The organism is Trichocoleus sp. DQ-A1 (assembly GCF_039961955.1).
Lineage (GTDB): Bacteria > Cyanobacteriota > Cyanobacteriia > Cyanobacteriales > FACHB-T130 > FACHB-T130.
In genome coordinates this window covers 124362-137574 of the sequence record NZ_JAMPKE010000002.1, presented here as the reverse complement: position 1 = coordinate 137574, position 13213 = coordinate 124362, and the positions used below count along the sequence as shown (strand labels likewise).

10 protein-coding genes are annotated in these 13213 nt (G+C 48.4%); 4 read left to right on the top strand and 6 right to left on the bottom strand.

Features of this window, described 5'->3' with window-relative positions:
- Window positions 1-33: 33 nt before the first annotated feature.
- From tuf to NDI33_RS03150, 3 genes are all read left to right on the top strand, one after another.
- The gene (gene tuf / locus NDI33_RS03160) at window positions 34-1263 is read left to right on the top strand and encodes an elongation factor Tu (protein WP_190415405.1); all 1230 of its coding nucleotides are present in this window, start codon (window positions 34-36) and stop codon (window positions 1261-1263) included.
- 173 nt (window positions 1264-1436) lie between these two features.
- Window positions 1437-1754, top strand: a complete 318-nt coding sequence (gene rpsJ / locus NDI33_RS03155; protein WP_190415403.1) for a 30S ribosomal protein S10 — start codon at window positions 1437-1439, stop codon at window positions 1752-1754.
- Window positions 1755-1886: 132 nt separating this feature from the next.
- A complete protein-coding gene (locus tag NDI33_RS03150) occupies window positions 1887-2528 on the top strand; it encodes an LON peptidase substrate-binding domain-containing protein (protein ID WP_190415401.1) in 642 nt (213 codons plus the stop codon).
- 89 nt (window positions 2529-2617) lie between these two features.
- Here the strand turns inward: NDI33_RS03150 and NDI33_RS03145 are convergent, their stop codons facing one another.
- Together NDI33_RS03145 and pheA are read right to left on the bottom strand one after the other, a co-directional pair.
- A complete protein-coding gene (locus tag NDI33_RS03145) occupies window positions 2618-4018 on the bottom strand; it encodes a hypothetical protein (protein WP_190674193.1) in 1401 nt (466 codons plus the stop codon).
- A gap of 71 nt (window positions 4019-4089) precedes the next feature.
- Window positions 4090-4935, bottom strand: coding sequence for a prephenate dehydratase (pheA, locus tag NDI33_RS03140; RefSeq protein WP_190674190.1), 846 nt, complete (start codon window positions 4933-4935; stop codon window positions 4090-4092).
- A 324-nt stretch (window positions 4936-5259) separates the two neighbouring features.
- Here pheA and NDI33_RS03135 point away from each other — a divergent pair, with 324 nt between their 5' ends.
- Window positions 5260-5841 carry a DUF1997 domain-containing protein gene (locus NDI33_RS03135; RefSeq protein ID WP_190674187.1) on the top strand — a complete coding sequence of 194 codons (582 nt, stop codon included), beginning with the start codon at window positions 5260-5262 and terminating at the stop codon, window positions 5839-5841.
- A gap of 103 nt (window positions 5842-5944) precedes the next feature.
- Here the strand turns inward: NDI33_RS03135 and NDI33_RS03130 are convergent, their stop codons facing one another.
- The 4 genes from NDI33_RS03130 to NDI33_RS03115 form a co-directional block, all read right to left on the bottom strand.
- Window positions 5945-6574, bottom strand: coding sequence for a ribonuclease HII (locus tag NDI33_RS03130; protein ID WP_347275870.1), 630 nt, complete (start codon window positions 6572-6574; stop codon window positions 5945-5947).
- A 188-nt stretch (window positions 6575-6762) separates the two neighbouring features.
- The gene (locus NDI33_RS03125; RefSeq protein ID WP_190674184.1) at window positions 6763-8994 is read right to left on the bottom strand and encodes an Rne/Rng family ribonuclease; all 2232 of its coding nucleotides are present in this window, start codon (window positions 8992-8994) and stop codon (window positions 6763-6765) included.
- 637 nt (window positions 8995-9631) lie between these two features.
- Complete coding sequence (locus NDI33_RS03120; protein WP_190674181.1) at window positions 9632-10801, bottom strand: IscS subfamily cysteine desulfurase; 1170 nt, start codon at window positions 10799-10801, stop codon at window positions 9632-9634.
- 211 nt (window positions 10802-11012) lie between these two features.
- On the bottom strand, window positions 11013-13130 hold the full coding sequence (locus tag NDI33_RS03115) for a serine/threonine-protein kinase (RefSeq protein ID WP_190674178.1): 2118 nt from the start codon (window positions 13128-13130) through the stop codon (window positions 11013-11015).
- Window positions 13131-13213 lie beyond the last annotated feature (83 nt).

Below are 13213 nucleotides of genomic sequence, written 5' to 3'. Positions count from 1 at the left end.
GGCAAAGGAAAAAGGAAAAAGGAACAGGTAATAATGGCACGCGCAAAGTTTGAACGCACTAAACCCCACGTCAATATCGGCACGATTGGTCACGTTGACCACGGTAAAACGACCTTAACCGCTGCCATTACGATGACTCTGGCAGCAATGGGTCGGGCGAAAGCAAAGGGTTATGCCGACATTGATGCAGCGCCGGAGGAAAAGGCTCGCGGTATTACCATCAATACCGCCCACGTTGAGTATGAAACCGAATCTCGCCACTATGCCCACGTGGACTGCCCAGGTCACGCGGACTATGTGAAGAACATGATCACGGGTGCAGCTCAAATGGATGGTGCCATTCTGGTGGTGTCGGCGGCAGATGGCCCCATGCCTCAGACGCGGGAACACATCCTCCTGGCTAAGCAAGTTGGCGTTCCCCGGCTAGTTGTCTTTTTGAACAAGCAAGACATGGTGGACGATGAAGAATTGTTGGAACTGGTAGAACTGGAAGTCCGGGAACTGCTAAGTTCTTATGAATTCGACGGTGACAATATTCCCATCGTCGCCGGCTCGGCGCTACAAGCGTTGGAAGCGATGGCTGCCAATCCCAAGACCCCACGGGGTGAGAATGAGTGGGTAGATAAAATCTACAAGTTGATGGATGAGGTCGATGCTTACATTCCTACTCCAGAGCGGGATATTGATAAGCCCTTCCTGATGGCTGTGGAAGACGTATTCTCCATCTCAGGGCGTGGTACCGTTGCGACTGGCCGGATTGAGCGGGGCAAAGTCAAAGTTGGGGAAACTGTTGAGCTGGTGGGAATTCGAGACACTCGCAGCACAACAGTAACTGGCGTGGAAATGTTCCAGAAGACCTTGGATGAAGGGATGGCTGGCGATAACGTCGGCGTTCTACTTCGGGGTTTGAAGAAGGAAGATATTGAGCGGGGTATGGTGCTAGCCAAGCCTGGTACAATTACTCCTCACACTCAGTTTGAGTCTGAAGTGTACATCCTTCAGGAAAAAGAAGGCGGTCGGAAAACACCGTTTTTTGCTGGCTATCGTCCTCAGTTCTACGTGCGGACAACCGACGTAACTGGAACCATCAAAGCTTTCACCTCGGATGATGGCTCTAACGCCGAGATGGTGATGCCAGGAGACCGGATCAAAATGACCGTTGAGTTGATCAACGCGATCGCAATTGAGCAAGGGATGCGCTTCGCGATTCGTGAAGGCGGTCGCACCATTGGTGCTGGCGTCGTCTCCAAGATCCTAAAGTAGGATTTTGACCAACAAATAAGGAGCAGAAAAGCATATGCTTTTCTGCTCCTTATCTATGTCCTTGAAATCAGATGCTAAACTCCAAGAGCTGTACGTGTACGGCAAAAAACCGCCGTTCTAGTAACAACTAAAACCTAACAAATAACCACTAATTAGAACCTGGACAACTGAAAATGGCAACTATCCAGCAGCAAAAAATTCGCATTCGCTTGAAGGCTTTTGACCGGCGTTTGCTTGACACCTCTTGCGAAAAGATTGTCGATACGGCAAACCGGACACAGGCAACAGCTATTGGCCCCATTCCCTTACCAACCCGGAAGAAAATTTACTGTCTTTTGCGCTCTCCTCACGTTGATAAGGATTCGCGGGAACACTTTGAAACTCGGACTCACCGCCGCATCATTGACATTTATCAGCCCACCTCCAAGACAATTGACGCTTTGATGAAACTGGATTTGCCAGCAGGCGTTGATATTGAAGTCAAACTTTAAATACACGCTCTTGTGAGTCTGCATTCGACGAAGCCCTTTAGAGATACCTCTAAAGGGCTTCGTCGTTGGGATTCTAGGAAAGAGATCGGTTAAAGTAAGTAAAGAATCGCACGTACAGCAAGTATAGGGACAATGGCATCCTCTTCCTCAATCGCAGTTCGAGAACTCCCCCTGTTTCCACTGCCCGAAGTGGTGCTATTTCCAGGGAGACCTTTACCGCTACATATTTTTGAATTTCGCTACCGAATCATGATGAACACGATTCTGGAGAGCGATCGCCGTTTTGGGGTTTTGATGTGGGACCCAGTTCAAAGTAAACCAGCTGCCGTGGGATGCTGCGCTGAAATTATCCACTTCCAGCGTCTTCCCGATGACCGAATGAAAATCTTGACCTTGGGACAGCAGCGGTTTAGGGTCTTAGAGTACGTCCGCGAAAAGCCTTATCGCGTCGGTTTGGTGGAATGGATTGAAGACCATCCACCAGAAAAAGACCTCAGAACCTTAGCCTCTGAGGTTGAACAACTGCTCAGAGATGTGGTACGTCTCTCATCCAAGTTGACCGACCAAGACATGGAGCTACCAGAAGACTTGCCCACCCTCCCCAGAGAATTATCCTACTGGGTTGCCAGCAATCTTTACGGGGTGGCATCTGAACAGCAAGCCCTTCTGGAAATGCAAGATACGACAACCCGCCTAGAGCGAGAAGCCGAAATTCTCACTTCTACTCGCAATCATCTCGCGGCTCGTACCGTCCTCAAAGATGCGCTCCAGTAAGTTTCATTAGTTGTTAGTCATTAGTCTTCAATGATTAGTTCAGTGCAAAAACCTTAACTAATCACTGATTCAGAACTAATGACTAAGGACTAAACACGAGCATCTGCTCGCAAGTCATACCAGCCATACCAGTGACGAACTGCAAGCCATACAGCGCCCAAGAGAGCGGCTACGCTGAGAGTGAGTCCCGTGTAAGGAACGACTAGTCCTAAGACTGGCACAACCGCACCAGCAATCGTGCAAATGACGGCGGCAAGAGACGCACGGCGGTTTGACCCCAATCCCCACGCTAAGGCTAGCAAGACGATAGAGATGAGAGTCCAAGCCAGCTTGACATCAATCAGGCGGCTAAGATAAGTCAAAGTTAGCAGACAAGCGAAGAAAATACCGCCAGCGATCGCTACATTTCTGAGGCTCATGGGTAGCGACATATAAAGCAATAATATCCACCACAAGAATACGGCTGGTGCGAGTAACAGCAACCGGGGAAGGATGCCAGTGTTGCGAATTGGGCCAGTCGAAGTAAAGACACCAAATGGATTTTGGACGGAAACGTTGTCGTCAAATACCCAAGTAAATCGGGTGCCTTGTCCCTCAACCTTACTTTCTGTGGGGATAATCCCACTAGCAAAATCCGCTCCAGGGAAGTTAGCCAGCGCGGTGAGGCGGAAATTGGAGAGTAATTGCCCGGTGGCACTATAAACCCAGCGCGGCCCTCCTTGAGCTTTATAGGTGACTTTAAAACTAGCTGTTTGTCCGGGTTCGAGACGGAATGGAAAACCATAGTCACCGGGATTCGCTTGCTGAAGCCGAGTCCCGTCCCGCTCTACCTTATAGCTTTGCAGCAGTGAGTAACCGGCAGGCGGCGGGACTTCAAAGAAAAAATTGCTAACATCGGTCAGCGGGTTGGTAACTTTATAATCGGCACTGTAGTCAACGCGATAAATTGCGCGACGATCTTGGGCATCTGTGCTTTGGTCAATTTTTACCTGAACTTGCGATTCGCTCAGAGTTAGCAAACGGCTAACTTCTCGCGTATCGTTGACTTTGACGATTTTACCCTCAACTTGAGTGGTATAAGTGTAAGGCTCTTTGAGGACATAGCGCACTTGGGGTGCAGGTTGCTCTAGCCTGTCACCGGCAACACTGGCAGCTATCTGAGCGACCCGTGCTTGTTCCCAGTGGTGGTAGCGATTGCCTAAAGTTGAGCTAAGAAAAAATCCTCCCACCATTAGAATTAAAACCAAGGCAGCGTGGGGTAAACTTCGCAATAATCGAGAGTAGCGAACCACCCATTCACCCATGAAAAGCGCTTGTTCTGGTTGATCTCGACGGAGAGAGAAATTTAGCAGCGCGATCGCAATTCCCAACGCACCAACTAGAAACACAATGATGAGGAAGGTACTCAGTACCTGTCCCCCAAATTTCATTAGCTCAGCCGGATGCGTTAAATCGGGCAATCCGGGAATGCCTTGAGCAGATTGAAACATAAAAGTTTGGGATTTTGTAGAGACGCTCGATATAGCGTCTGGTTTGAGTTTTAGAGACTACAGTCCCAAGGCTAGAGTTTCCCTACCGGCAGAATTGAATAGCTACCAAAGATTTTGAGCGTTTCGGTATAAGTGGATAATTCTTCTAAGGCAGATTGAACTGATGCCTCTGTAGTGTTCGCTTCCAAGTCAATAAAGAACAGATAGTCGCCAAGACTCCGCTTCGTCGGACGAGATTCAATTCGACTCAAGTTAATGTCACGACTGGCAAACACTTGAAGCAGTTTGGCGAGTGCCCCAGGTACATTGGCAGGAACGCTGAACGCCAGAGAAGTACAATTGCCTCCGGTAGCGGGTTGTAAACTCAGCACCCAGAACCGCGTGTAGTTGTCAACATAATCATTAATCGGGCAAACCAGAATCGGTAGATTGTAGAGTTGAGCGGCTCTAGAGGAAGCGATCGCTCCCGCTGTTTTGTCCTCATCCAGATACTGTAGCGCCTCTGTCGTCGCATTTGTTGGCACCAGCTGCACCTGCGGCAGAAACCGCTCCAGCCACCCCTGGCACTGAGCCAAAGCCTGTGGGTGAGAATAAACCGTCTGAATTGCCTCTAAATTCGCAGCTCGTGACATCAGAGCATGAGAAATTGGCAGTACCAAAGCTTGTTGAATTTGCAGGGTATCCAGCTGCCATAGGGTATCCAAGGTTGTCGTAACACTACCCTCAACCGAATTTTCTACCGGCACGACTGCCAGATCCGCTTGTCCCTGTGCGGCTGCTCGGAGTGTTTGAGTAATGCTGGGATAAGGACATAACAAGGCTTCCTTTCCCATTTGGGTTAGCCAGCTAACATAAGCCAAAGCAGCGGCTTCTGCGTAAGTACCAGGAGGCCCTAAGTGTGCAACGGATACGACCATTAAAGCTAGCCCTTTATTTTTCCGTGATAGTCATTCTGACACCTTTTTAACCTTTCTCAGAAAGCTAGTGTCAACTGTTCTCTCCCTCGCAAGGGATAGGCTTGTAGAGCTACTTTCTGTCCAACCCCAGTCTCTATTTCTTAATGCCTCCGAAAGAGGAGACCTACTTAATGAATTTTTATAATTACAGAATCCTTTAGTCGATGCATTGTTTACTAGGACGGGTTTTAGCTCCAGAAACAAATTCCGCCTGCTTTTTTAAGAACTGTAAAGTAAAATTAATTTAATCAAGCGTACAGAATTACATTCTGTTACCATCCTCTCATGCAAACTCAATTTGTTGCCTCCCAATCCGTTCAAATTGCTGTTCCGGAACAACCAGTTCCCATTCAGCATTATTTGCGCCAGCCCCAACGTCTTGTACAGGCTCTAGTCGATCCGACACGGATTGAACAACTCAGTGAAGAGCTTTTTCGCTTGAAAATGCGCCCCTTAAGTTTTATGACACTGAGCATTCAACCGATTGTAGATTTAAGAGTATGGGCAGAGTCGGATGGAACGGTTCATTTAACATCTACCAAGTGCGAACTTCGCGGTGTTGAATATATTAATCAACGCTTTGCGCTCAATTTAATTGGTAAGCTTTCTCCGTGCCAGTTTAATGGAACAACTCATCTCAAAGGAAAAGCAGATTTAGAGGTCAAAGTTGAGTTACCACCGCCTTTTTTGTTTACGCCTAAACCGTTTTTAGAAGCGACTGGAAATGCTCTGCTCAAAAGTGTGCTGCTCACTATCAAACAACGATTGATGCATCAGCTGCTTTTAGACTATCGTCGGTGGGCAAGCGCTACTAATCATCAGCCCTCTGCAATTAACAATCAGGCTTCCGAAAGTTTTGAGTTTTGAATTTTCAGAGCGGGTTTGCTCGTCTTATCTGTTTTCTCAGCAATAGGTTTGATAAACCCGCTTGTACTAAATTGGCAATGAGTAGGGCATCAGTAAATTGTTTTTATTGATTACCCATCCGACAGGGACTAAAAGACATTCGATGCAAGCGGGAAGGGCCGTATTGTTGTAGCGCCAGTAGATGCTGAGCAGTACCGTAACCTTTATTCGCTGCTAAATGATAAGCAGGATACTTGGTGGCGAAACGCATGACTAGGTCGTCACGCCACACTTTAGCAACAATGCTAGCAGCAGCAATTACCAGCGATCGCTCATCACCCTTCACAAGATTCTGTTGCGGTACCACCAAGTCTGGCAGCGACCACTTCCCATCAACCAGACACATCTGCGGCTGTACCTTTAGCTTAGTGACAGCCCGCTTCATTGCCAATAACGACGCCTGCAAGATGTTGATCTGGTCAATTTCCTGATTGTTGGCATAGCCGATTTTCCAGTCAAGCGCGATCGCTTGAATGTGTTCTGCCAGTTTGCTGCGCCGATAGCTAGACAGCTGTTTGCTGTCTCTAACCCCAGCGGCTGCAAGTTCCTCAAAAGCAGACTTTGGTAAAATTACAGCCGCTGCCACCACTGGCCCAAATAAAGCCCCGCGCCCCACTTCATCCACTCCGGCAACCAGTTCCCAATCGCCAGCTAACTCTGGCAGATCGGCTGGGTTGAAATTTGGTTTACGGATTCGCTTTACGACGGCGGGGGCATTTTGCACTTGCGGCGACACGATCGTTGACTCCTTGAGAATTTAGCTTCTGACGAATGAAGGATGAATCATAACAGTATGGAAAGACTGAATTTTTAGGTAAATACCTACAGTCTTTCTCGTTTCATCCTTCATCCGGCGCGTTAGCGCCGCTTCGCTAACATCCTTCAGCCTTCAGAAGCCTCCGTTGCAGAAGACCGACGACGACGCCGCCGGTTTATCACGGGGCTACTTTCGGCTTCATTAGAGGATGCAGAAGAAGCACTCTCCACAGTGTCTTCTTCCCTAGGAGCTTCGGGTTCGGGCATTACCACAGGCATCACCAACTGAGTTGGTGGTTCCTCGTCCGTTGTCTCATCTCCCCCATCTCTCATCTCATCTTCCTCGTAGGCGGAGGATATATAAGAGAATTTCTCGTCAAGCGCGGACTCTACGCCAGGAATATCCCTATCTATGATGTTATCTATGACGCTGACAGCTTCTCTGTTTGGTTCTACAGACGGTGCAGGTGCAGTTTGGGCAGACTCTCCGGGTAAGGTGACAGAAACAATCGCTGATTTAGGATTTTTGACCTGCCGATTCAGGAGTACCAACGGAGAAATTCCCATTAAAGCATAGATATCTTGTTGCTCTGGGGTCATTTCAATCGAAACAATCTCCGGCGGTTCAACTTCCTGCCTGGAAGGCTTAGGACGCTCCGGTCTTGACGCCCGACGACCTTCTTCCACAGCGGGTAAAACGGGCAATGGCGCTGCTGTAAATACCTCGGTATCTCTGGATACTTCTGGTTCTGCCACCGGACTCTGTCTGAAATGATTCACCAGTGGCGGAGAAGTCGAGACTCGAACGGGATTTTTAGTGATTTCCTCTCTTGCAGGAGGTTCGCCAATACGGCGGCGACGACGACGGCGATTATTGTTATTGACTCCTCCCCGTTCCTGATAACTGGGATGATGCATCAAATCCATTGCGTCATCATCATCATCATCATCAACAGCTAAATCTAAGGCTTCGCTGCGACTTTCACGGATGTCTGGGAGGGGCATTTCCCGGACGCCAAGTTCGTTTCGTTCGTTTCGTTCGTTTCGATAAGGTGCCGTCCGGACTTCCCTTACAGGCACTGGCATAGAATGCTCGGCAATTTCCCCGCCATTTCGGGCAGGCTCACCCGGAAGGCGAACTTGATGCCCCAAGCCGCCGCAGGTCGGGCACGCCTGACTAAACAATTCGTAAATATTTTGACCTTGACGCTTCCGGGTCAGTTCTACTAAGCCGAGTTCTGAGAGTTGAGCAATCTGCGGTCTTGCTTTATCTACTTTCAGTGCTTTGTTAAAATGTTCCAGCACTTGCAGCTGGTCTCGCCGCTGATCCATGTCAATAAAGTCAACAATAATCACACCGGCGATATTCCGAAGCCGCAGTTGGCGGGCAATTTCCGTTGCTGCCTCGCTGTTAGTCCAGAGGACGGTTTCGCGGGCTGTTGCGGAGCGGGTAAAGGAACCGGAGTTGACATCTATGACCGTCAATGCTTCCGTCGGCTGAATGATAATGTAGCCACCGGAAGGAAGATCAACTCTAGGCTTGAGGGCTTCTCGAATGGCAGCATTGACGCGGAAGTATTCTAAAATCGGGAGACGCTCGCGGTGATGGTCGATCAAAACCCCTTCAGGCGATCGCCCTCCGCTCCAGCTAAGTAAGTATTGCTTGACTCGTTTGACTCCCGTGTGGGAATCTACCACAATGCGATTGACTTCCGCACTGTACATATCTCGCAGGACGCGCTGAATGAAATCATCGTCCCGATTCAACAGCGCTGGTGCCCTGGTGGAGTTTACCTCTTGCTGAATTGCCTCCCACTGTTTTTGCAGAGACTCTAAATCTTCAATGATGGCTTCTTCCGAGCGTCCTTCTGCTTCTGTCCGCACGATCAGCCCCATACCTGCGGGTTTAATCAGAACCGCTAACGCTCTTAGGCGGTTGCGTTCGCTCTCACTCTTGATTTGCCGAGACAGACTTACACCCCGTCCGAAGGGCATCAACACTACATAGCGTCCGGGTAAGCTGACGTTTCCGGTAAGCCGGGGGCCTTTGTTGCCCGTCGGCTCTTTCATCACTTGTACCAAGACTTTCTGCTGGGGTGTCAGCAGTTCTGTAATCGCACCCGCAGAGCGTTTTAGCCGCAACGGCCCCAAGTCAGTAACATGAATAAAGCCATTGCGCTCTGTATCTCCAATGTTTACAAAGGCGGCATCTATCCCAGGTAAGACATTTTCAACAACGCCCAGATAAATGTCTCCAACTTGATGGTTGCCAGTCGCAACGACGAGTTCTTGAATTTGATCTTCCCAAAATACGGCAGCGATTCGATGCTGCTCTGCGATGATAATTTGCTTTGGCATTCAATTTCCTCAAAATTTGCAGCAAGCTGATAGCACAACAGACAGGCGGAAGTTGCTCACTGGCAGAAGGCGGAATGGAATGTATTCATTTATCCTTCCGTACCCTTCGAGGTACAACGAAGAGCGGCTCTTCGAGAAGACCTTCGGTCTACGCCCCACATCCTTCATCCTTTCGAGGTGACTCTCACTTTTGCTCAAAAAAAATAACAGTGTCAGCCTGAAACAACTCTGTACGGGCCGGTTTTGTTTTACCTTCTGGTTCAATGACAGCAGGGATAGATTCTAAACCCGCCCCTACCTAGAGAGAATAAAGGTGCGATCGCCCATAGTCACTGGAATCAGTAACCGACAAGCTGGGTCAACTCTTCCCCGATGAATTTAAGTTGCCAGTGCCATCCTTTTTCAAAAAGGTTGAACGCTGGACTTTGCCAAGAATGAACAGAAAGTCTCAAAGAAAAGCTAGCTGCGCGAGCGCCACCATGACAGGTTCACACGAGGGGCAACCCGATGGAGCCTCGATCCGCAATTGCTTCTATTGTGATGTATTATATCGCGCTGTTACGCCGATCGGACGTAACTTAGATTGGCAGTGGCGTTAGCCAGAACTTTCTCAACCTAAGTTTGCAGATTTGGTTGCTTAACCGACAATCGAAGCTTGTCTACGCAGACTGGAAATCGTAGCGATCGCGTGCTGTGCGACTCGATCGATCTCCTCCGCAGTATTCTGCCGTCCAATCCCAAACCGTACCGACGCATAAGCCAACAGTTCCGAGCGTCCTAGCGCCGTCAGGACGTGAGAGGGAGACACTTTGACAGAGGTACAAGCCGATCCAGAAGACACTGCCACCACTGGTTGCAATCCCAGTAATAGCGCTGCTCCATCTACACCCTCGACACTAATATTAAGGTTTCCGGGTAGTCGCTGGGTGGGATGTCCATTTAAATGAATCCCTGTCAAACCGCTTAGTTGCTGCCATAGGCGTTCCCGCAACTGGACGAGGCGTTGCGTCTGCGATTCCATTTCCGTGAGTCCCAGTTCTACTGCCTTGGCAAACCCAACAATTTGCGGTGTATAAAGAGTACCAGAGCGCATCCCCCGCTCATGACCGCCTCCATGCATTTGGGGTGCCATTTGGACTCTAGGGTTGCGGCGTCGGACGTAAAGAGCGCCGATTCCTTTAGGGCCATAGACTTTATGGGCAGTCATTGACATCAAATCAATGTTCATCGCCGCTACATCTAGGGGAATTTTGGCAATTGCTTGGGCAGCATCAGTATGGAAAAGAACCTGATGCTGGCGACAAATTGCCCCAATCTCTGCTAACGGCTGTATAACTCCAATTTCGTTATTCGCCGCCATCACCGAAACTAAAATCGTGTCCGGACGAATCGCTTTCTCTAACTGGGTTAAATCAATAAGTCCATCGCTTTGCACGGGGAGGAAAGTCACCTCAAAACCAAGCGATCGCAAATAATCACAAGGATCGAGAACCGCATTATGTTCCGTCTCTACAGTAATAATGTGGCGTCCTTTTTGAAAATAAGCTTCCGCGACGCCCTTAATTGCTAAATTATTTGCCTCCGTCGCACCGCTGGTAAAGACAATTTCTTCCGGTGTGGCGTTAATCGCGTCTGCCAAAATTGCTCTCGCTTGTTTGACAGCAGCTTCCGCTTCCCAGCCATAGACATGGGTAATACTGGCAGGGTTGCCAAAATGCTCGGTAAAGTAAGGCAGCATTGCCGCTAACACCCGCTCATCAAGAGGTGTCGTTGCATGGCAATCGAGATAAATAGGGCGCTGAGTCAATTGTTTCGTTGAATGGTTCACAATCCCATTTTGGCAAATTGTAGGTTTAGCAATTGAGGATACGATAGCTATAGCCTCAGCTCGGTGCAGAAGGAGGTTCCCATGAGTCTGACTATCCAGGATTTAGAAAAGCTGCAAGAAAAGCGATGAATGTTTTAGGGCGATCGCTTTCTAGGCTTTCTAGAAAAGTTATCTCAAGATCCTCAATCTTTTAGGGCGACGATTGCCAAACCTCGATTTTCCCCTCCTCACCATTGCTGACCAGGGTTTTCCCATCAGGACTAAAAGTAACAGAATTAACAGCGCCTGAATGGTTAGAAATCGGGCTTTTTAGCTCTCCTGTTTGTGGATTCCACAGCTTGATTGTCTTGTCCCGACTTCCACTCGCGAGAGTCTGCCCATCGGGACTGAAAGCAACCGAATTAACATAGTCTTTATGGGCAAAGATAGTCCGTGTAGGGCTACATGGCTGTGCGCCTTTACAACCCTTCAAAAGCTCTTGCAGATTCCATAGATAAATTTTGTCAGAAATGTTGCTAGTGGCGAGAATTCGACCATCTGGGCTAATGGCGACAGCAGGAACACCATTGTCTGAAGGCTCGGAGACGGTGCTAATCAGGGTACCTGTGGACAGATTCCACACTTTGATTGTTTTGTCATCGCTGCCACTGACAAGGGTTTGTCCATTTTGAGCGATCGCAACCGATAAAATAAAGCCTGAATGCCCCTTGAGAGTATTTTTCAGTTGCCCCGTGCCCAGATTCCACAGCTTGATTGTCTTGTCCTTACTCCCACTGGCGAGAGTTTGTCCATCTGGGCTAATCGCAATCGAAAAAACCCGGTCTTCAGGCCCTGATGTGAGGGTTTGCAGTAGTTGTCCAGAGTGCAAATTCCACACTTTAATGGTTCCGTCACCACTACTACTTGCTATCTTCTGCCCATCAGGGCTGAAGGCAAGGGAATAAACCCAGTCTGAATGACCTTTGAGGGTTTGCAGTTGTTGTCTCGTCCCTAAATTCCACAGCTTGATAGTGTTGTCATCACCACCGCTTGCGAGGGTTTGACCATCCGGGCTAATCGCAACCGAATAAACATTTTTTGAATTTCCAATAAAAGTATTGGCTAAAGCAATATTTTCTACCCGATCCCAAGAATTATTGAGTTTTTGCAACGACTGTGATGGACTATTTGAAATTTGTAATAAGGGTGATGAATTATTTTGTTTCGGAAAGTAGTAAATCCCCGCTGTTAGCGCGAAAGTAGTGGCAAGACCGACTCCAATTCCGATCAGCCAATGAGGTTTATTTTGAGGAGTCGCAACACCAGCATTGCTCATGGGTGTATCGACCGAGGATGTTGATAACTCAGCAACAGCATCCTGGATTGTTTGTGGCTGAGATGGGTCGGTTTGAGGTAATAGTGTAGAAGTGACAATTGGTTGAGTCGTGGCTGGTGGAGGCGTTAGGGTTTGTGTGGGTGGCACATGATAAGCCCCCGTTGACATTTGGGAATTAACCCATTGAAGTGCTTGCAAAGCTTCTGTTGCTGTTTGGTAGCGTTGACGGTGGTCATAGCGCACCATTTTGTCTAAAACATCGGCGAACGGCTGGCTGACTTGTACCTTATCCCGCCAAATCATCTCGCTGGTTGTCGGATCTTCTGGTAACTGGCTGGGTGGTATTCCTGTAATTGCTTGGATACCAATCATTCCCACTGCATAGATATCGCTGCAAAATCGCGGTTTGCCACCGAGTTGTTCGTTCGCCATGTAACCGGGCGAACCAATCGCAACCGTTAAAGTAGTATTCCTTTCAGAGTTAGTTTTTTGAGCGCTAACTTGTTTAACTGCCCCAAAGTCAATTAAAACGATCTTTCCATCTTGTTTGCGCCTAATTAAATTTGAAGGTTTGATATCGCGATGAATGACCTCTTGCTGATGAACAAATTCTAATATTTTTAAAATGTCTCCACAGAGGGTCATTACCTGATTTTCACTCAGATGCTTACCAACAGGTAACTCTTGCTTGAGTTCATGCCCTTCGATAAATTCTTGTACTAAATAGAACTCTTGCTCTTGTTCAAAATGAGCCAAAAGTTGGGGAATTTGATCGTGTTTTCCCAGCTTGTAGAGGACTTGGGCTTCTCGATCGAATAAACGCTGTGATACTTGTAAAGTTAAGGGGTCGGTAGCTTGGGGTTTAAGTTGCTTAACAACACACAGTGGATTTCCGGGTAGCTGCCGATCTTCAGCCAGGTAAGTTTGACCAAAACCCCCGCCTCCCAAGTGTTTGACGATGTAATAGCGACCACTGAGCGTTTTTCCCAGCATGACATTTGTACAGTGTAGTTGTCTGATAGTTTAGCCTTGGGAATCGGGAAATCCACAGAGTACGCGAACTGACAAGTCAGCGC

Coding starts and splice junctions, on each gene's coding strand:
- NDI33_RS03135 (WP_190674187.1), top strand. CDS start 5,260: ATGCAAACTCAATTTGTTGCCTCCCAATCCGTTCAAATTGCTGTTCCG.
- NDI33_RS03115 (WP_190674178.1), bottom strand. CDS start 13,130: ATGCTGGGAAAAACGCTCAGTGGTCGCTATTACATCGTCAAACACTTG.
- NDI33_RS03150 (WP_190415401.1), top strand. CDS start 1,887: ATGGCATCCTCTTCCTCAATCGCAGTTCGAGAACTCCCCCTGTTTCCA.
- NDI33_RS03125 (WP_190674184.1), bottom strand. CDS start 8,994: ATGCCAAAGCAAATTATCATCGCAGAGCAGCATCGAATCGCTGCCGTA.
- NDI33_RS03145 (WP_190674193.1), bottom strand. CDS start 4,018: ATGTTTCAATCTGCTCAAGGCATTCCCGGATTGCCCGATTTAACGCAT.
- pheA (WP_190674190.1), bottom strand. CDS start 4,935: ATGGTCGTATCCGTTGCACACTTAGGGCCTCCTGGTACTTACGCAGAA.
- tuf (WP_190415405.1), top strand. CDS start 34: ATGGCACGCGCAAAGTTTGAACGCACTAAACCCCACGTCAATATCGGC.
- rpsJ (WP_190415403.1), top strand. CDS start 1,437: ATGGCAACTATCCAGCAGCAAAAAATTCGCATTCGCTTGAAGGCTTTT.